The sequence below is a fragment of the Streptomyces sp. YIM S03343 genome (assembly GCF_054729195.1).
Map to the genome: position 1 here is coordinate 6480599 of NZ_JBPUKX010000001.1, position 19075 is coordinate 6499673.

At 72.0% G+C, this 19075-nt stretch carries 16 protein-coding genes and 1 pseudogene; 6 read left to right on the forward strand and 11 right to left on the reverse strand.

What is annotated here, in order from left to right; translation table 11 throughout:
* Nucleotides 1-45 precede the first annotated feature (45 nt).
* From ACSYGN_RS28520 to ACSYGN_RS28530, 3 genes are all read right to left on the reverse strand, one after another.
* Entirely contained in the window at nucleotides 46-1158 is a 1113-nt protein-coding gene (locus ACSYGN_RS28520) for a MerR family transcriptional regulator (protein WP_460403795.1), read from the reverse strand.
* Between the two features lie 285 nt (nucleotides 1159-1443).
* Nucleotides 1444-2838, reverse strand: coding sequence for an NF041680 family putative transposase (locus tag ACSYGN_RS28525; RefSeq protein ID WP_460400528.1), 1395 nt, complete (start codon nucleotides 2836-2838; stop codon nucleotides 1444-1446).
* A 256-nt stretch (nucleotides 2839-3094) separates the two neighbouring features.
* Nucleotides 3095-3337 (reverse strand): winged helix-turn-helix domain-containing protein, encoded by a 243-nt coding sequence (locus ACSYGN_RS28530; protein WP_460400530.1) that lies wholly within the window; start codon nucleotides 3335-3337, stop codon nucleotides 3095-3097.
* 225 nt (nucleotides 3338-3562) lie between these two features.
* Between ACSYGN_RS28530 and ACSYGN_RS28535 the strand changes: the two genes are divergently transcribed.
* The gene (locus ACSYGN_RS28535; RefSeq protein ID WP_460400532.1) at nucleotides 3563-4093 is read left to right on the forward strand and encodes a hypothetical protein; all 531 of its coding nucleotides are present in this window, start codon (nucleotides 3563-3565) and stop codon (nucleotides 4091-4093) included.
* A gap of 243 nt (nucleotides 4094-4336) precedes the next feature.
* Here the strand turns inward: ACSYGN_RS28535 and ACSYGN_RS28540 are convergent, their stop codons facing one another.
* A complete protein-coding gene (locus ACSYGN_RS28540) occupies nucleotides 4337-6361 on the reverse strand; it encodes a zinc ribbon domain-containing protein (RefSeq protein ID WP_460400534.1) in 2025 nt (674 codons plus the stop codon).
* Nucleotides 6358-6984 (reverse strand): IS607 family transposase, encoded by a 627-nt coding sequence (locus ACSYGN_RS28545; RefSeq protein WP_460400536.1) that lies wholly within the window; start codon nucleotides 6982-6984, stop codon nucleotides 6358-6360. The genes ACSYGN_RS28540 and ACSYGN_RS28545 overlap by 4 nt, the downstream gene beginning before the upstream one ends.
* Nucleotides 6985-7161: 177 nt before the next feature.
* Between ACSYGN_RS28545 and ACSYGN_RS28550 the strand changes: the two genes are divergently transcribed.
* Nucleotides 7162-8091, forward strand: coding sequence for an ATP-grasp domain-containing protein (locus ACSYGN_RS28550; protein ID WP_460400538.1), 930 nt, complete (start codon nucleotides 7162-7164; stop codon nucleotides 8089-8091).
* Here ACSYGN_RS28550 and ACSYGN_RS28555 read toward each other — a convergent pair.
* Entirely contained in the window at nucleotides 8081-8707 is a 627-nt protein-coding gene (locus ACSYGN_RS28555) for a hypothetical protein (RefSeq protein WP_460400540.1), read from the reverse strand. The two genes, ACSYGN_RS28550 and ACSYGN_RS28555, sit on opposite strands and share 11 nt — an antisense overlap.
* A gap of 228 nt (nucleotides 8708-8935) precedes the next feature.
* Between ACSYGN_RS28555 and ACSYGN_RS28560 the strand changes: the two genes are divergently transcribed.
* Nucleotides 8936-9709: an IclR family transcriptional regulator gene (locus tag ACSYGN_RS28560; protein WP_460400542.1), complete on the forward strand. Its 774-nt coding sequence runs from the start codon at nucleotides 8936-8938 to the stop codon at nucleotides 9707-9709.
* Nucleotides 9706-10551, forward strand: a complete 846-nt coding sequence (locus ACSYGN_RS28565) for an SMP-30/gluconolactonase/LRE family protein (protein ID WP_460400544.1) — start codon at nucleotides 9706-9708, stop codon at nucleotides 10549-10551. Before ACSYGN_RS28560 ends, ACSYGN_RS28565 begins: the two co-directional genes overlap by 4 nt.
* A gap of 210 nt (nucleotides 10552-10761) precedes the next feature.
* On the opposite strand, the gene ACSYGN_RS28570 is transcribed toward ACSYGN_RS28565, so the two are convergent.
* From ACSYGN_RS28570 to ACSYGN_RS28580, 3 genes are read right to left on the reverse strand one after another with little or no spacing between them, the layout of a single operon-like run.
* On the reverse strand, nucleotides 10762-12159 hold the full coding sequence (locus ACSYGN_RS28570; protein WP_460400546.1) for an NAD(P)/FAD-dependent oxidoreductase: 1398 nt from the start codon (nucleotides 12157-12159) through the stop codon (nucleotides 10762-10764).
* A complete protein-coding gene (locus ACSYGN_RS28575; RefSeq protein ID WP_460400548.1) occupies nucleotides 12152-13411 on the reverse strand; it encodes an MAB_1171c family putative transporter in 1260 nt (419 codons plus the stop codon). The genes ACSYGN_RS28570 and ACSYGN_RS28575 overlap by 8 nt, the downstream gene beginning before the upstream one ends.
* Entirely contained in the window at nucleotides 13408-14040 is a 633-nt protein-coding gene (locus ACSYGN_RS28580) for a toxin-antitoxin system, toxin component family protein (RefSeq protein WP_460400550.1), read from the reverse strand. Before ACSYGN_RS28580 ends, ACSYGN_RS28575 begins: the two co-directional genes overlap by 4 nt.
* Before the next feature lie 165 nt (nucleotides 14041-14205).
* Between ACSYGN_RS28580 and ACSYGN_RS28585 the strand changes: the two are divergent.
* Nucleotides 14206-14374, forward strand: a pseudogene (locus ACSYGN_RS28585) (alpha-N-arabinofuranosidase); the annotation flags it as partial.
* 148 nt (nucleotides 14375-14522) lie between these two features.
* On the opposite strand, the gene ACSYGN_RS28590 reads toward ACSYGN_RS28585, so the two are convergent.
* Nucleotides 14523-17513, reverse strand: coding sequence for a glycoside hydrolase family 35 protein (locus tag ACSYGN_RS28590; RefSeq protein WP_460400552.1), 2991 nt, complete (start codon nucleotides 17511-17513; stop codon nucleotides 14523-14525).
* A 74-nt stretch (nucleotides 17514-17587) separates the two neighbouring features.
* Between ACSYGN_RS28590 and ACSYGN_RS28595 the strand changes: the two genes are divergently transcribed.
* A complete protein-coding gene (locus ACSYGN_RS28595) occupies nucleotides 17588-18046 on the forward strand; it encodes an RrF2 family transcriptional regulator (protein ID WP_460400554.1) in 459 nt (152 codons plus the stop codon).
* Nucleotides 18047-18175: 129 nt separating this feature from the next.
* On the opposite strand, the gene ACSYGN_RS28600 is transcribed toward ACSYGN_RS28595, so the two are convergent.
* Nucleotides 18176-18961, reverse strand: coding sequence for an intradiol ring-cleavage dioxygenase (locus tag ACSYGN_RS28600; RefSeq protein ID WP_460400556.1), 786 nt, complete (start codon nucleotides 18959-18961; stop codon nucleotides 18176-18178).
* Between the last annotated feature and the right edge of the window lie 114 nt (nucleotides 18962-19075).

Consider the following 19075-nt stretch of genomic DNA (forward strand, 5'->3'; position numbering starts at 1 on the left):
GGTCGCGTGCAGGTGGGGCCGGGGGAGTGGTTCCCCGAGGACGGCTCAGGCTGCCGCCGCCCGCTCCATCACGTCCGCCACCACACAGCTCACGTTGTCCGGGCCGCCCGCGCCGTTCGCCTCCGCCACCAGCGTGCGCACCGCGTCCTCCGGGCCGTCGTTCGTGGCCAGCAGACGGGCAATGCGGTCGTCGTCGACGACGCTCGACAGGCCGTCCGAGCACAGCAGATAACGGTCACCGGGCAGCGCGTCGTGCAGCTTCAGATCGGGCGTGGCCGGTGTGCCGGGCGTGCCGCCGGACAGGGATTTCAGTAGCAGCGCGCGCTGCGGATGGGTGCTCGCCTCCTCCGGCGTCAGCCGCCCCTCGTCGATCATCGCCTGGACGATGGTGTGGTCGTGGCTGATCCGGAACAGGCCGCCGTCGCGCAGCAGATACGCCCGGGAGTCGCCGATGTGCACCAGCGCCAGCCGCGACCCCGTGAGCAGCAGCGCGGTCAGCGTCGTCCCCGCCTCCCAGCCGCCCGCCGCGTCCCGGACGGCCTGACCCGCCTCCTCCACGGCGTCCTCCAGCAGGTTGAGGACGCCGCCCGCCGCCGGCGGCTCCTCGGTCTCCAGGAACTTCAGCGCCTCCACGGCAGCGCTGCTGGCGGGCGCACCGGCGGGGCCGTAGCCGTCGGCCACGGCGAGCAGCCGGCGGCCCGCGTACGCGGTGTCCTGGTTGGCGGGGCGTACCCGCCCGATGTCCGAGTGGGCGGAGTAGCGCAGTTCCAGCATGGCGGTCTCCTTCGTCGAGTCCGTGACCGGTGATCCCGGTCCTGGTGATCCCGATGCCGCTGTCGCGGTCAGGTGGTCCACGAGGAAGGCGGCCAGGTCACGCCGTACCGCCGTCTCCGTCTCGACCCGGGCCCAGAAGGCCCGGATCTCCCCGGCGGCGGACGCGGGGCCGAGGGCGCAGACCTGCCGGATCTCCGCCAGCGGCATCCCCAGCCGCCGCAGCCACGCCACCAGCCGCGCCCGTTCCAACTGGGCGAGGGTGTAGTAGCGGTATCCGGTGTCCGGGTCGACCCGGGCGGGGCGCAGCAGGTCCAGCTCGTCGTACAGCCGCAGTGCCTTCGGCGACAGCTGGCTCGCCCTCGCGAAGGCCCCGATCGTCAGCATGTCCCTGCCGAGATCCACGTGCGCACCCCCGTGTCAGTACTTCGTGACCAGTCGTTTCCCGTCGTTCCTCGTTCCGCTAGCACTGTGGGGCTTCACCAAGGGGGAAGGTCAAAGGGTGTGGAGCGGTTCCGGAGACCAGACGACGGTTTCGGGCTGTAGGGCCCTGAATTGCGACGGAGCGGCTGCGGGCCCTTGCCCGCGCAAGATCATTACATCCCTATCACGTGGGCGGCCTGTCCGGCGGTCCGCGGGTCGTATCGTCGAAGCATGATCTCGGCTTGATCATTAACCTCGCTGCTGTTTCAGGCGGACGTGTTCGGTGAGGGTTTCGATGCGTTTCACGGTCTTCCCGGGCTCGTGACGCGGGGCTGACCTGCGGTTCTTCGAGCCGGGTGGGCGTCCGGGGCCGGGCTTGGAGGGTCTGGGCACGTCGGCGGGACGGGCGGTCTTCACGCGGAGGTGGCGGAACCCCCGGCGGACCCGGGCAGGGGTGAGCCGACGAGGCTGCGCCGGTCGTTCCCAGGGCCGGCGCAGGTCCTCGGCGAGGGGCCGGGCAAGGCGGAGTTGGGTGTGGGCGGCGATGATCAGCCACGTCCACAGGTCGGCCGTGTGCGGATCGCGGACCTTGGGGACGGTCCAGCCCAGGGTCTGTTTGAACAGCCGGAAGGTATGTTCAAGATCGAATCTGCGGAGGAACGCCTGCCAGCGCAGGTCGACGCCTGCGCCGGTCGTCCCGGTGCGCGAGGACCACAGCCACACCGGCTTCGGGTCGCGGTCACCGGGTAGATGCTCAACTTTGAGTCGGATCAACGTGCCGTGGATCAAGGGGAGTTCACCGCAGTGGTCGAGCCAGGGGCCACGGGCCTGCAATCGGGGGTGCATCCGGTCCCAGGCCAGGGCTTCGGCCGTGCCGTAGCGGGTGGTGTCGCAGGTGGTGGTCTGGTCGGGGGTGTGCCAGGAGTCCGGCTTGGAGGAGGTGAGGACGCCGCCGTGCTTGCGGGGCTGTCCGCCGCGCGGGGTGGAACGGCGCGGGCCGGCGTCCCGGAGCATGACGCGGTCCGAGCGGAGCCGGCCGACCAGCTCGACGGGCAGGTCGGCCAGGACGTGGGCGAGGCGGGTGACGTCGTAGCCGGTGTCCATGACGACGAGGATGTCCGCGTCGCCCGGCCGCCACTGCCCGGCGTGCACAAGCCGGGTGACCACCTCGCGCAGCTGGGTGGCGGTCATCGCGGTGGCGTCGTCGGCCGGCCCCAGCCGGATCGCGTCCAGCACGGCCGTCCAGGACGTGCGTCCCGTCTCCAGCGCGGCGACAAAGGAGTAGGGCCAGCCCGGGATGAACTGATCCGCGCTGCGGCCCCGGCCGTAGACGTGGCAGAACAACAGCTCCGGACTGGTCGGGGCGTCGGGCCGCAGCCAGTTGCTCACGTCGACGGCGAGCACGATCCGCCCGTCGGCGGCACGCGGCAGCGGCGTGGAGGCCAGCAGCCTGCGCAGGCGGCGCGGCTCCAGCCAGCCGTGATTGACCGCGTCGTACATCGCCCCGTGCCCGCGCCGGTGCTCGGCCGTCAGCGTCAGCTCGACCAGCGACGTCACCGGGCCGTCGGAGCACAGCACCGCGTCGGTGAGCTCGAAGAGCGCATCCGCCCGGGTGTAGAGGCAGCCGTAGAACTCGATCTTCATCACATAACGACGTCCATTTTCTGGCGTCAGTCGGCTGGTGCTGAGAGCGCGGTCCGGGCGCTGGCCGGGGCGGAGCGGGGCGGAGACAGGAGCGCAGGCCCGGCCGGGGGCCGGGACGCGCGCGGCGAGCGGTAGCGAGCCGAGTGGGCAAGTTGTGTGACGGCCATCAGTGGCAGCTCACTGACCATGAAGGACGCATCACGCGGGTAGGGACTCAGCTGCCCAGCAGCACGGGGGTGGGGTCGTTTCGTCATGCCTACCCGTCCGCCTTCGGCAGCTCCGTGACGAAGGTCCCGATACCCGGCTGCATCTGCGCCAGCCCAGCCACCCGCAGCTCGGTCAACACGCGGCGGGCCGTCATCTGTGCGATCCCGAACTCGGCCACGATCGCCATCACGCCCGGCAACTTCGTGCCGGGCGGGTAGGTGCCGTCGGTGATGCGCTCCTCGTAGACCGCGTATACCTGCTGCCACCTCGGCACGTCCGGCTCCCATTCCATGAGCTCGACGCTAGGCGCTCTCATCACGCTCAGCGAGACGAGATGGCCAAGAGCGACTAGCGGACCTAGCTAGCTAGGCTATCCTTGCGGGCACGAGAAGGCCCCCGCGCCGTGCTACCGGCCGGAGGCTGGCCAACGCTTCTAGGGAGCATCGACATGACGCACCGTACAGCCCCGCAGGCTGCCACGGCAGCCGTAGGACCTGTTCAGATTGAACCCGGAGTCTTGATCCACCCAGCCGCTGACCGCCGTCTCGCGGTTACCCAGTGGCTCCTCTGCACCCTCCCCGACGACGCCCGCACCCGGGCCCGGGCGGAGTGGCTGGAGCAGGGGGTGACGTTGCTCCGCCTGGGCACCTTGTTCTCCGCCGTCCGCCTGCCCGCCGCCCTCGTCACCGCGGCGGCCGGTGGGTGCCCGTCGCCGGAGGAGCTGGATGTGTTCCTCGCCGAAGTCCTCGACGGCGGCCCGGTCATCTGTGACCCGCGCCACCAGCGGTACTACGCGCTCGTGCCCGCGAGCATGCCCCGCACCTGGACCGCCGCCTTCGACGACTGGCGCGGCCAGGACGTTGACGCGCTCGGGCGTGACACCTACCTCGGGGTACCGCGCCCGGACCGCACCCGCGAGCCCATGATGCGTGACCCGTTTTGGGCCGTGCCCATGGAGTCGGCTGGGTCCCTGTGCCGGCCGCTCGCCGTCGCCAGGCTCGTCGCCGCTGGCGCACACCAGCTAGAGGACGAGCCCGTCACGACCTGACCCCGCGACAGCATTCCGCTGGCCGAGCAGCTCTACCACGATTACACCAGCGACGAGGGCTGAGGGAGTAGAGCCGGGGCGGTTCAAGTAGCCTGACCAAGCCCACAGCCCTTGACCGAACCCCCCCCGGGGCCGTTGCTAGCGTCTCTGATCAGCTATGCGATCCCATGCGGACTGTAAGGTCCGGTGTGGGTTCTGCCCGCCTTGGTGGGGCAGCGTGAGCGTGGAGATGGAATCCCGCGCCTAGGGCCTGTCTGGAGTTGTGATCTGGGCTCGCGGGGCGTGGCACGCACGCTCGCGGCGTTGCCGGAAGGTCCTAGTAGCTCCGCTACGAGGACCTTCCGGCGCCTTGCGATCGCACGCACCACGCCCCGCTCCCTGATCCAGATCACAACTCCAGACAGGCCCTAGTGCTGCTCCGCGTGGCCGGTGTCGGCTGGTGGGTGTGCTGATCGTGGTCACGTCCTGGTGCCGGTGGACTGCGCGGGGCAGCCGGGTCCGGTCCGTTGGTGCGTGTCCCTCCGGACACTGGCCAGCGCGGCCCGAAGGACGTACTGGGGAGGGAACCTCACGTCGCCTGGGCGTGAGGCGGTTGGTTCGCGGTCGGGTGGGGCCGTTCTTGGACCGGTCCGTCCGGCTGGTCTTCGGGTTGGTCGTGATGACGGCCTTGGCCTCCATCGTGTCCGCCACGGCGCGGATCACCATGGCGCCGCTCGGACGGTCCACGACGGTCCTGGCCTGGTGGGCGAGGCCGCGTGCTGCGATGCGGCGCCAGGCGCCCCGGTCGCGGTCGCCCTGCCAGCCGCAGCCGGGGCAGATGGCCCACTTCCAGCCCGGCACGGTGGTCCGGTCGGGGGCCTTGCGGTGGCGGAGTGGGGTGAGGCAGTGGGGGCAGTGCTTGGAGGTGTTGCGTGCGGGCACGACGACCACAGCGATGCCGACTTCGGCGGCGAGGTGCCGCGTGCGGTCGGTGATCTGCCCGCGCACTGTCTGCGACAGGCGGGTGTTGTGGGTGCGGCCCATTCCCCCGGCTTCCATCGACCGCAGGTCTTCCAGGTAGATGGCCGTGGCCCCGGCGGCAACGGCCTGGTCGACGGCCCAGCGGGCAGCAGCCCACGACAAGGCGTCGCTGAGGTTCGAGCGGCGCTCGCAGACGTGGCGGATCTCCTCCGCCAGCATCGCCGCCCTGGCGTCCAGCGCGGGGTTGGCAAGCCGGGCGTAGTGGTCGGTCTTGGCGTGCAGGCGCTCGCTGATGCGGCGCAGCCTGTGCTGCTTGGCGAGCACTCCGGAGGCCCGGAACTGGGCGCCCGCTCCGAGGGTGGTGATACGCCCGTCGTCGTGGAGCCGGGCGGCCCCGGCGGAGAGAAGGGTGTTCAGGCCCCAGTCCACGCCGAGCGCGACCGTGTGCCCGGTGCGCCGGGTCTTGGGCACGGGATGGGTGTAGGCGAGGTCGGCGCGCACCTTGCCTCCGGCGATCCGCAGGGTGGGCAGGTGGATGACCGCGTTCGCCGGAACGGTCGGGGGCAGTGTGACCGGGCACTCCACCCAGGTCCAGTCGTGGTATGCCTGCGGGTCGGGACGGGTGGGGAGCTGCAGGCGCAGCAGGACGTGCGTCGGCTCGGTCGTGGACCGCTCGATGGTGGCCTGCTGCCCGTCGCACGCGGCCAGCAGCAGCATGCGCGGGACGCGGGGTGTGGGCTCCAGTTCGAACACGTCGGTCGGGAGACGGCCGTGCCTGCGCTCGAAGGAGGTGACTTGGCGGGTGCGTGAGCGGATGATGCCGGACGGCAGGTGTTCGCCGCCCGGGATCGCCTCGCGCACCGCGTCCCACTCGGCCGGGGTGCGCTTGTTCGGATCAGCGGGCCAGGTCGCCAGAACCCCGGCAGTCACACCGGCGCGCCACTTTACCGAGCGGAGGATACGTCCGGCCTGCTCCTGGGCCATGCGTACGGTCCGGTCGTTCACCTTCGCCTCGGAGGCGACCGTCCAGCCGAGGCGGCGCAAGGCCATCCACGCGTTCGAGGGCAGCTTCCTGCCGCCGGCGTCCTGCCCGGAGGCGAGAGCGTCCACGTCGGGGGTGGTCCAGTGCCCGGACAGCAGCGAGCCGGTCATCCCCGTCACCAGTTCGGTGCACCAGCCCACGCGTTCGGCAAGGGCAGTGGCGGTGAGGAGTTCGCCGGTCTTCTCGTCCACACCCCCGCGCGCCAGGGTGCGGGCGCAGGCGGTTCGGGACGTCTCGCCTTCGGCGAGCGGCAGTTTCCGGCTCACGCGGCACGGCCCTCGTCGCTGCACTGACCGGACTCGGCCAGCAGCCGCTTGCGGTTCTGCGCACTGCGCATCCCGTACAAGCGGCCCGCGAACGTCGTCACCAAAGAGGCGAAGTCTGCGAGGAGTTCATCCCGGCCGCCGAGCTTCTTCGGGTGCAGCACCTCCACGGTGACCCCGTACACGGCGAACAGTCGCTTGAGCCAGCCGACCCCGAAACGGGCCAGCCGGTCCTCATGCGTCACGCGGACCACAGTCACCGAGCCGTCCGACACCATTGCCAACACCCGGTTGAGACCCGGCCGGTTCTCCTTCAGTCCCGAGCCACGATCCTTGACGACCTTGACGATCTCGCCCGTTGCGGTGGCCCGCAGCTCGCCCTCCTGCGCTTCCAGAGAGGACTCCTGCCCGGACGAGCCGGACGCTCGCACATACAGCAACTCCAGGCGCGGTCGCGAAGCCGAGGAGTCGCTGCCGCGCTTCATGTTCTCCACATCCACGGAGGAGAACCGGCGCTCCCGGCCGACCCACGTGAACGGGATCTTGCCGTCCAACGCCCACTGGCGAAGCGTCATCGGGTGTATCCCGAGACGCTTCGCAGCCTTGGACATACGCAGCAACTCCATGCACGCAACCATACATGCACAACACTAGGGATAATTAATGAAGTTGGTGAGCCTTCGAAACGGCCAGTAGTCATATGCCTGTCGCTCATGACGACGTACCATTGTCCGACGTGCAACTGTCCGGCGTACAACTTGTCCGACGCATCGCCTTCCGGCCGTACGGAGAAGGAGCCCGCCGTGCCCCGTGTCGCACTCGCCACCTTCGACCCCGCCCCCGAACCCCACCCCGACCGCGATCTGCCGGTGCTGCTCGCCGCGCTGCGGGACGCCGGGGCCGACGCCGTCGCCGTGCCGTGGGACGACCCGGACACCGACTGGGGCCGCTTCGACCTCGTCGTCATACGGTCGACCTGGGACTACACCTGGCGTGCGGCCGAGTTCGTGACGTGGGCGCGGCGCACCGGCGCGGTGACCCGGCTGGCGAACCCGGCCGGAGTGGTGGCCTGGAACACCGACAAGCGCTACCTCGGCGATCTCGCGGCGGCCGGTGTGCCGGTCGTCCCGACCCGCTACGTCGCCCCTGGCGAGGAACTCGGCGGTGAGTTCGCCGAGTTCGCCGAGTTCGCCGGGTCCTCCGGGTCCTCCGGGTATGTGGTCAAGCCCACCTCCGACGCGGGCGCCCGGCACGCCGCCCGTTACGCGCCCGGTGAGTACGAGCGGGCCCTGGAGCATCTGGCGTGGCTGCACGGCGAGGGGCTCACCGCCATGGTCCAGCCGTATGTGACCGGCGTCGACGTCAGCGGTGAGCGCGCCCTCCAGTTCATCGGCGGCGAACTGCTGCACGCCAGCCGCAAGCGTGCCGTCCTCGCCCCCGGCACCGGCCACGACGACAAGAAGGTGGCCCACCCCGGTCTGGAGCCCTGGACCCCGACCCCGGCGGAACTCGCCGTCGCCGCACGCGCGCTGGCCGCCGTCCCGAACACGCCCGAGCTGCTGTACGCACGCGTGGACCTCGTCACCGGCGACGACGGGGAGCCGATGGTGATGGAGTTGGAGCTCGTCGAGCCCGACCTCTTCCTCTCTCTGCATCCCGGGTCGCTGGACAAGGTCGTCACGGCGGTCCTCGCGGCCGCCTCCCCCGACGGTTCCGGCACCGCTACTCGCTGACGCCGGCCTGCTCGCTGACGCTGGTCGCCGTCCGCTGGAGCAGCCCCCAGGTGAACTCCGCGACGACCGGGCGCGGCGTGCCGGTGGCGTCCGGTGCCGTGAAGGTCAGGCCCCAACGGGTCGGGGCGGTGCCCTCCAGAGGACGGGCCGGGGCGAAGGCGCGGGCGGCCTCGTCGACCGTGCAGGACCAGGGGGTGAGGTCGTCGAGGCCCCGCAGGGCGGGGCCGGGGGCGCCGGGGGCGCGGACCAGCCACTCGTTCCATACCGCTCCGTTCGCGCCCACCAGCACCTCGAACCGCAGGTCCGGCCAGAGCGGCACCGGCCACCGGCGGGCCTCGCAGTCCAGGTCGCCGATCCGGCGGGCGGTCACGGACTCCGGGGCGCCGAGCACCGAGCGGTAGCGCGACGCGGCGGAGCGGCCGTGCGGGGCGTGCAGCATGGCCTGCCAGCGTCTGTTGGCCTCACGCATCTCCGCGATGGACACCCCCAGCTCACGGCGGGCGTCCTCGACCAGCCCCGGGTTGTGGTCGGCCATGCGGCGCAGCAGCACCAGCTGGAAGTCGAGCGGGGTGAACGGACCGGCGGGGCGCTTTCCGGAGGCGGGCATGGGACCCATCGTCCCGCACACCACTGACAGCGGTCCCTGCACATGTTTCCCACCCGCTGCATTGCCCACACGACCGGGGATGACTAGCCTGTGTTCGTCATCCCGATCGCCCGTTGAAATTTCGAACAAACATCAACCGACGTCAACCGAGTTCAACCGAACCGATCGCCGAACCGACCGACAACGGACAGCTCGGCCGATATCGGCGACATCAGACGACAAGGGAGGGAACCGGTCGTGGGACGCCTCGTACCAGCCGTGACCCGGGCACTCGACATACTCGAGCTCTTCCTGGACGGGGACGGCACGCTGTCCGCCCCCGACATAGTGCGCCGACTCCAGCTCCCGCGCACCACCGTGCACGAACTCGTCACCACACTCGCCGCCCGGAAGTACATCGTGCCGGTGACCGGCCAGCCCGGGCGCTACCGGCTGGGCGTGCGGCCGTACCAGCTCGGCAGCCGCTACGCCGAGCAGCTCGACCTCGCCGCCGAGGGCCAGCAGGTCGCCCGTTCCGTCGCCGAGACCTGCGACGAGACGGTGCATGTGGCGATCCTGGAGGACACCGATGTGATCTACATCGCCAAGGTGGACTCGACGCACGCCGTGCGCATGGTGTCGGCCGCGGGACGCAGGCTGCCCGCCCATTGCACCTCCGTGGGAAAGATGCTTCTGGCCTCCCTCCCCGAACCCGAGCTCGCCGCGCGCATCCCGGACGGCGCCGAGCTGGCCGCGATGACCCCCAACAGCATCACCGACCCGGCCGAGCTGCGCGAGGCCCTGGCGGAGATCCGGCAGCGGGGCATCGCCGGGGAGAACCGGGAGTCCAACCCGGACGTGAGCTGTGTCGCCGCGCCCGTGCGGGACCGTACCGGCCATGTGGTCGCCGCGCTGTCCATCTCGGTGCCCATGATCCGCTGGAGCGACGACCGCCGCGGCGAGCTGGAGCAGCTGGCCCTGAAGGGCGCCGCCGAACTGTCCGAGCGGCTCGGCCACCGGGGCGCGGCATGAGGGCCTACGAGGTGGCGGTGTGCGCCGAGGCGACCCTGGGCGAGGGCCCGACCTGGGACGCGGCCGCCGGACGGCTGATCTGGGTCGACGTCATGGGCTCGCGGGTGCACACCTACGACCCGGTCACCGGGCGCCGTACTGTGCGGGTCGTCGAGCAGCATGTGGGCGCCGCCAAGCCGCGGGCGGACGGCGGTCTCGTCCTCAACCTCCGCGACGGGATCGGCCTCACCGACCCGGACGGCACCTTCCGCTGGCTGCGCCGTGAGCCGGTGCCCGGCCGCCGGGGCAATGACGCCGCCGTCGCCCCGGACGGCTCGCTGTGGGCCGGCACCATGCGCTACGACGAGGTGGCGGGCGGCGGCACGCTGTCCCGGATCACTGCGGACGGCTCGGCCGAGACGGTCCTCGACGCCGTGACGGTGAGCAACGGCATCGGCTGGAGTCCGGACGGGCACCTGATGTACTACATCGACACGCCCACCCGCCGCATCGACGTCTTCCATCACGACGCCGGACGGGTCACCGACCGGCGCCGCTTCGCGGAGATCGAGGAGGGCGTGGGCCTCCCGGACGGGCTGACGGTGGACGCCGACGGCTGTGTGTGGGTGGCGATGTGGGACGGCGCTGCGGTACGGCGCTACACGCCCGACGGCGAACTGGACCGCGTGATCGAACTCCCGGTCCCGCGTACGACGGCCTGTGCCTTCGGCGGCCCCGACCTCACGGACCTCTACATCACGACGGCCCGCGTGGGCCTCATCCGCCCCCACCCGGTGGCGGGTTCCCTCCTGGTGATCCCGGGCGCGGGCAAGGGCCTGCCGCAGCCGGCTTTCGGGGGCTGACTCCTCCGGCCCGTCCGGCGTTTGAGGACGAGGCCCGAAGGGCCGACAGGGGGGTCTGGGGGCGCAGCCCCCAGGGTCGGGAACGGGAAGGGGTGGCGGGGGCGAAAACCCTCAGCCGACCCTCCTCCCGGAGCAGGGGCGCGCCCCCCGGACCGGGCCCCGCCACCCCCGTCGCCCCAGCCCAGCGCAGCTCGGCGCAGCCGCCCGTCCCTACAACCCCGCCGCCTTCCGTTCCTCCGCCATGAGCGGCGGCCGGGTGAGCGGGGGCTTCAACGGGCCTATCGCCGCCGCCAGCAGGACCCGCGGGGCGAGAAGCGCCGCCGCGCCGCGCTCCAGGGACGTCACGTCCGTGACACGGCGGGCTGTCCGGCCGTTGCCGGTGGCCGTGTACATCAGGCGGGCGATGTAGGCCGCGAGGAGGCGGTCGCGCAGGGTCGGGCCGTGTTCGGTGGCGCCGGGGTAGAAGACGTCCTGCCCGATGGCCAGGTCCCACGCCGCGCGGACCGGTCCGGCCACCGCCCGCTGCATCCGGCGCGACAGTCCGGGCGAGCCCCATCCGTGGCGGCGGACGACGTCCCGCAGCCGTACGGCGCTCTGCGCGGCGACCGCCAAGCCGTGGCCGTAGACCGGGTTGAACGCGGCGAGCGCGTCGCCGACGACGGTGAAGCCGTCGGGCCACACCGGCATCCGCTCGTAGTAGTGACGGCGGTTGACGGTGGAGCGGGTCAGGGTCACGTCGGTCAGCGGCTCGGCGTGCTCCAGCAGTTCGCCGATCAGCGGGTGGCGCAGCCGGTCACGGGCGAAGGGCACGAAGTCGGCGTTCCGTGCGGTCGGTTCGCCGCCCCGGGTGCCGGACAGGGTGACGATCCAGCGGCCGTTCTCGATGGGCAGCACCCCGCCCGAGCGACCGGGACCGCCCTGCCGCGCGTCGGGCTGCACATTGACGACGGGGAACCCGTTCCGGGCCTGCTCGGGCGCGAGATACAGCCGGCTCGCGTACACCAGCCCGGGGTCGACCTCGCGGCGTTCAGCCTCCGGCAGCCCCAGCGAGGTGAGCCAGCGGGGCGCCGCCGAGCCCCGGCCGGTGGCGTCGACGACGAGGCCGGCCTCCAGGGTGCGTTCGGTGCCGTTCCGCTCCCGCACCCGTACGCCGGTGACCGCGACGTCGGTGCCGGTGAGGCCCAGCACCTCGGTGCCGTCGAGGAGTTCGATCCCGGGGTCGGCTAGGACCCGCGCCCGTACCGTGGCGTCCAGCAGGTCCCGGCTCGCCAGGATCAGATGGTGGGACTCGGGCCAGCGCCGGAACCAGCCCTGCGGTGACAGCGCGACGACGTCGGTCGTCACCGGTGACCGGCGGGCCCCGGCGGCGGCCAGTTCCGCGCCGATGCCGGGCAGCAGGTCCTCCATGGCCAGCACACCGCCCGACCACAGCATGTGGCCGTGCTGGGCCTGCGGCAGTCCCTTGCGCGGCTCGGGGCCTCGCGGCAGCACATCGCGTTCGACGACGGTGACGTGGGCGGAGCCCGCCAGGGCACGCGCCGCGAGCAGGCCTGCCTGGGACCCCCCGAGGACGACGGCGCTTCTCACGGGGGAGGGGCGTTCAGTCATGCGCGGGCACGCTCTCTGCCGGGGCGGCCGCTCGGGCGCGTACCGCCTGGATCTCGTCGGGACGGCTCAGCGCCCGGGACACGGCCTGGATCTCCTGGAGCAGGTAGGTGGTGTCCGGGCCGGCGGGCGAGGGCGAGGGACGGGAGGCAGAAGAGGTGGGAGGGACGGAGGCCGGGGTGTGCTGCCTGGTCTCCACCGCGTCCAGGATCGTCACCGCCGCGGCGAGGGCGGACGCCCGGTCGTCGTCGTGGCCGAGGGCCAGGGCCGCGCCGCGGGCGCGGGTGCGCAGGTCCTCGTCGAGATGCCGGGAGAGCTGGAGCAGGGCGTCGCGGATGGACGTCTCGCGGCGGATCAGCCGCAGTTCGGCCGTGGCGCGGGGTGTGAACGGCTCACGCCCGCCGGTGACGGTCCGCAGCAGCCGCTCCAGCGGCCGAAGCGCCCGGTGCCCGGACCGTACCCGCCGCTGCTCGCTGAGGTACTGGCCGGCGTGCGGGAGGATGAAGCCCACCGCGGCCAGCGTGGCGGAGACGCAGGCGGCGGACGGAGCGAGGTCGGTGCTCAGCCAGTCCAGATCGTGGCCGCTCCAACGGGCCCCGACGGCGGTGAGCTTGGCCGCGGCGAACAGCAGATTGGTGGCGTAGCCGATGCCGAGGAGGCGCAGTCCCCCGCGCAGCCAGCCGTCGAGGCCGGGGGTGCGGACCCAGTTCCAGATCAGCCGGGCGGTGATGGTGCAGGCCACGGTGTGCGCGAGCAGATAGAGCAGGATCTCCTCGCGCATGAACGGCGTGTTCGCGTAGTAGGTGTCGAGGTCCCGCGGGCGTTCCACCGGGGCGTCGGCGAGCGCGAACAGCACCCATAACGCGACGACCACGCCCGCGTAGGCGGCGACCACCCAGCGGATGACCCGGCGGGTGGCGGCGGAGCGGTCGGTCAGCCCGTTGCGCCAGGCGATGATCAGCAGCAGCCAGGATGCGCACAGCGCGGTGAGCAGCGAATAGACCCAGGGCGCCGCGATGTTGGGGATGCCGACGACCCGGTTGGTCCAGGCGATGGTGCGCGGCGCGGCGAACACGAACACCGCGCATCCGAACAGCAGCAGTCCGCCCACCGCGCGCAGCAGAGGATCGCGCCACATCTTGACGATGCCGGGCAGCTTGATCGCGAGGGCGAGGGTCAGCACCGTCGTGGGCAGCCAGAAGGAGACGTACGACGTTCCGCCCGCGAGGGCGGCGCCCGTGCCGAGGGCCGTCACCGCACCGCACCCCGGCCGCCGCGGTAGCCCAGGCTCCGCTGCACCGGGCCGAGGGGCCGCCCGCCGCCCCCGTCGGTCAGCCTGCCGCGCAGCAGGGCGGCGAGCCGGTGCCCGAAGTCGTCGGCCTCCGCCTCGTCGGCCTCGCGGGAGCCGTTGCGGGCCGCGATGGGGGTGCCGCCGCGTTCGAGGGAGGCCGACAGCCCGGGGGAGAGCGTCTCGTCGTCCCAGCGGGCCAGCGCGTGCCCGGCGGCACCGCCCACCCGGTGGTGCCGGTGCCCGGCGTGCATGTGCCACAACTCATGTCCGAGGATGACCAGTTGCTGCACCGCCTCGGCGCGCTCCTCCACGATGACCAGGTCGAAGTCATGGAACTCCACCCACAGTCCGGTGACTTCGAGCTCGTCGGGGAACCGCTCGAAGCGCAGCTCGACCGGTCGCCCGCCGCGCTGCCTTCCCATCTCCGCGCACAGGGCACGGCACAACTCCCGGACGTCGGAGGGCGGTTCGGGCCCGGTCCGGAGCGCGTCGGTGAGATCGGCCGCGAGCTGCCGCATCGCGGAACCGGGACGGCGGGGCCTCAGCCGCGCGGCGAACCGGGTCGCCCGCGTCCGCGCGCCCGCGAAGTCCATCGAACCCCCATCTCACCGGCCGTACGGCGGCGTGTCGGCAGCGGCTTTGAGCCTACGCGCCCGGAAGTGCCCGCGTCATGCGATCCGGTGACCGTGCTTTCCCGTTGAACGACCTCGCAACGACCTCACACGACCCCGCTCGACCCCGCTCGACCTTGCACGACCTCGGAGGTCGTGGAGCACACCGTGCTCGCGGACGCCGACCCGGACGCCCGCACCACCCTCGACGGCCCGGAGCGGGTGCTCCCGCACCGGGCCGAGGGCGCCGCCCTGTCCGACGGCACCCTCACCCGTAGGGGAACCGCTGTCCGGGAACGTGCTCCGGCCGGCCTGAACCGCGAGCGGCGGCCCTCAACGGCCTGGTCCCGTGGCCCGGTGGTCCTTCAGCGGCCGGGGGAGGCCACCGGAGCCGCCGGTGTGCCTCCGGCTGTCCTGCCCGGCATGGTCAGCCGCATGTCGCGCGGGCCCGACTCGGTGGTCCTTCACCGCCCGGGCGAGGCCACCGGAGTCACCGGCACCCCGCCCGCCGCCCTGCCCAGCACGGCCAGCCGCACGTCCCGCGGTCCCGACTCGGTGGTGCCGTCGGCCAGTACGGCCAGCGCCAGCGTGTTGGTGCCGCGGGTGCGCAGGATGCCGTTCGGCAGCACGAAGGTGTGCTGCGGGCCCACGTCGTTGATGTACTGGCCCATGTTCCAGCCGTTGAGGAAGATCTGGACGCGGTAGGCGCGCGCCGGGTCGTCGTTCAGGACCAGCCCGACCGAGGCGTCGATCCGGGAGTCCACCGCCAGCCGGAACGTCGTCCGGTACCAGGTCACCCCCTGCTCCCGGTCCGCGCGCGGGAAGGACACCGGAGCCCAGCCGCCGTCCGCGAACCCCGGCAGATGCCAGCCCTGCCGCTCCCCGTACAGCCCGCCGTTGTTCTGCGGCCCGCGCACCGGGTCCGGCGCCCTCTCGCCCTGGATGCGCCAGCTCACCTTCGGGGCGTCGTCGCCCTTGGCGGCCTCCAGGGCGACCCCGGTCAGCCCGCGTGCCGCCTTGTGGGTGTCCTGCGATCTGCCGTCCATGTCGTGCTGCATCCGCCGCACCAGCACCGACAGCACACGGCCGCCCCGCCTGCGCAGCTTCTTCGGCACATCGAAGACCGCCGTCGCGGTCCAACTGCCCTTGCGGACCGTGGACTTGTCCGGCACCGGCATCCGGTGCACACCCAGCGGCTCACCGTCCAGCCAGGCCATCAGCATGCCCTGGGTACCGGTGCTGTAGCCGAGCGACACCTGAGTCACCCCGCCCTTGCCGGCCCGGAAGCGGCCCCGGTACCAGACGTCGCCGTAGTGGAAGCCGTAGTCGTCCGCGAAGAGCACCGGCTGCCCGTCCGGGACCGGGGTCGTGCTGTACGACGAGGTCAGCCCGGCCGCCTGCCACGCCGAGTCGTCGAAGCCGGGCTCCGCCTCCGGGTTCTCGGCGTGCCGCCGCCAGTCCTTCAGTGCGGGCAGCCGCACCTCGGGCACCGCGGGCAGAAGCGCCAGGGCGCGCAGCGCGCCCGCCGTGGTGGCCTCGGTCGGTACGGCGGTCCCGTTCCAGGTCACGTGGTCGATGCCGCGCGGCGCCCACACCTCCAGGCCCGTCGTCGCCCTCACATCGCCGGTGAGGCGGACCGTGTCGCCGTGCACGGCGGCGGAGCGCAGCAGCGCCGGGCCGTACGCCAGGACCGTCCCGGACGGGGTGTCGTACTGGAACAGCCGCAGTGCCGTCGCCTCGTCGGCCAGCAGCACCAGCAGCGGCCGGTCGGAGCCGCCCTGTTCGACCAGGACGCGGGTCAGTCCGCCGATGCCGAGCGGCGCGGTGATGCGCAGCTCCCCGCGGTCGTACACCCACGCCGGGTCCGCGTCGAGCCGGGTGACCGTCGGCTCGTCCGGCTCGTCCAGGACCAGGCGGGCCATCTCGCCGCGCCGTCCGGCGAAGACGGCGATGTCCTGCCGTCCCACGGTCAGGCACATCATCGGCGCCACCGTGGCGAACTTCAGCTTCCGCTGCCCGAGCGCGAGATCGGTGACCACCAGCCGGGCGTCGTGCGCGGGGACCGGCACCGGCAGTTCGCCGGCCTCCTCGGTCGCCAGCTTCGCGGTGACCTCGGCGGCGCCGTCGTTGCGCAGCACATACACATGGGTGCCGGTGTCCGGGTTGGTCAGATGGTACGTCCGTACGTCCGCGGCCCCGGCGGAGACGTCCGCCGCCCGGTCCAGCTTGGCGAAGTCCGGCACCCGCTGGAGCAGATGGCCGAACTGATGCATCGGGGCGAGCTTCGGGGTCGCGTTGCGGGCCTCGTCGAAGGCGGCGCCGTAGTCGTACGACGTGTAGACCTGCGGCGCGGGCAGCCAGCCCCATGAGGTGCCGCCGTAGGTCATGTACACGTTGTGCAGGGTGATGCCGTTGGCGAGGTTGGTGAGGTAGAAGCGCCGTTCGTAGGCCGCGTCTCGGGTGTGCCGCGACTCGGCGTATCCCTTGCCCTGGAACTCCACGCCGCCCCACGGGTCGAACCAGCCGCCCCCGAACTCCGGTACGAACCCGGGGGTGTGCGGGCTGGCCGTGGTCCCGCCCTTGAGTCCGCCCGGCCCGAACCGCCCCCAGTCCGGCGGCACCTGGGACGGCCCCGGATACGCGTCGAAGCCGTACAGCCAGTTCCCCTTCTCGCCCACGGTGTCGAAGGAGCCGGGGATCCAGAAGCCGTTGCGGCCCTTGTCGTTGTGGAAGAGGGGCACGTCGATGCCGTCGGCGCGCACCTTCCGGTACAGGTGCGCCATGTAGGCCCGCCCGATGTCCTCGGTGACATGGGCGTCGTACTCGTTCTCGATCTGGTACAGCAGCACCGTGCCGGTGCCGTGCGTGAACAGATGGCCCTTCACGATCGAGTTGACCGCCGTCAGCCATTCGTCGGCGTACGCCAGATACGTCGGGTCGTCCGTCCGGGCGACACCCTGGGTCGCGGTGAGCCAGCCGGGGAAGCCGCCGCCGTCGACCTCCGCGTTGATGTACGGGCCGGGACGCATGATGACGTACAGACCGGTCTCGGCGGCGGTGCGCAGGAACAGGTCGAGGTCGCGGACGCCCGTGAAGTCGTACTGTCCGGGCGCGGGGGAGTGATAGTTCCACGCCGCGTAGACGCTGACCGCGTTGTAGCCGTGCGCCCGCATCTTCTCCAGCACGTCCCGCCACAGCGACGGGCTGGGCAGCCGGAACGGGTGCATCTCGCCCGACCAGAGCACCAGCCGCTTCCCGTCGACCAGCAGCGAGTAGCTGTCGTACCCGACCGTGTGCCGCACCCGGTCCGCGCTCGGCGGGGCGGGCGGCGGCCCTGTGGGCACACTGCGCGCCGCGTAGGCCGACGGCGCCCCGGGGCCGCCGCTGCCGCCGAGGGCGAGCCCGAGCGCGGCGGAACCGGCGAGGGCACTGAAAGAACGTCTGCTGAGCGCCAAGGAAAGCCTCCTGCGCGATGTCACGGGGCGCGGGCCCGGCCATTCTCCCCGGTCGCGCACCCCACAATGGACGCATGAGGATCTCGGCACGCGCGGATTACGCGGTACGGGCGGTTCTGGAGCTCGCCGTACGGCAAGGTGACGGCACGGTGAAGGCTGAGGAAATCGCCACCGCGCAGGATATCCCGTACAAGTTTCTGGAGGGGATCCTCGGCGATCTGCGGCGCGCCGGGGTCATCGGCAGTCGGCGTGGCGGGGGCGGCGGCTACCGGCTCGCCCGGGAGGCGGCGGCGATCACCGTCGCCGACATCATCCGCGCGGTCGACGGCCCGATCGTCTCGGTACGGGGGGAACGGCCCACGGGGCTGACCTACCAGGGCTCCGCCCGGCCGCTGCTGCCGCTGTGGATCGCGCTGCGGGCCAATGTGCGGCGCATCCTGGAGGGCGTCACGATCGCCGATCTGGCGGCGGGGACGCTGCCGGAGACGGTGGAACAGCTGGCGGCGGAGCCGGCGTCGTGGGAGAACCCGTGAACCCGTAGGCGGTGCTGTGCGAAAGACACCGCCCGCCCGGTGCTCCGAAGAAGACACCGCCCGCCCGGTGCGTGCCGGGCGGGCGGTGTCGTGCGGTGGCGGGCGGTGTCCGTCCGGGTCAGATCTGGGTCAGCTCTGGTCCACGCCCAGGGTCAGGGTGCCCGTGTAGCCCGCGGACGTGGTGCTGCCCAGGGCGGTGAGGGTGAGGAGGCCGGACGCGGCGCCTCCGCCGTCGTAGACCGAGTCCCCGGACAGGGTGGTGCGGGTGACGGTGTTCGCCGAGTACGGCGAGATCTTGGCCATCGCCGTGGTGATCGTCTCGCTGAAGAACAGCTGGCCCGTGTGCAGGGTCGTGCCGCCGGTGAAGGAGCCGTCGGAGGTGAGGGTGACGCCGGTGTGGACCTTCACATGGATGTGGACGCAGCGGCCCCGGTACCAGCCCGGGTAGATCGAGGTGATGTTCGCTACGCCGCTGGAGTTGGTCAGCACCCCGCCGCGCAGGAAGGTGCCGTCGTCGGACTCGCTGTGGCCGTTGTTGCCGACGTAGCCGGAGTACTCGCCGAGGTGGTCGGCGTGCCAGATCTCCACCAGCGCGTTGGGGATCGCCGCGCAGGTGGAGTCGTCGACGACGGTCAGGGCGAGCTTGAGCGGGGCGCCCGGCTTGCCCTCCGTGACATTGGCGCGGACGAGCTGTCCGTCGAGGTAGTAGGGGCCTTCGGTCATCTCCTTGGTGAGGGTGCACACAGCTGCCGCGGCGGCCGGAGCGGCCTGCTGCTGTGCGGTGTGGGGGGTGGGGGTGTTGGGTGCGGCCTGGGAGGCGCCCGCGGCGCTCACGGCCAGTGCGGCGGCCGTGGTGCCGGTGGCGACGAGTACGGTGCGGCGCCCGACGTGGGGGGAATCCGAGGTGTCTGTCATGAGCACAGCAAAATAGAGAGGCAACCTGGGGCCGAGCTGTGCGAATCGTAAAGTGACAAGGTGTCAAGTTTCTTGTCCGCCATGTGCGGTGCGGTGCGCCATGTGCGGTGAGGG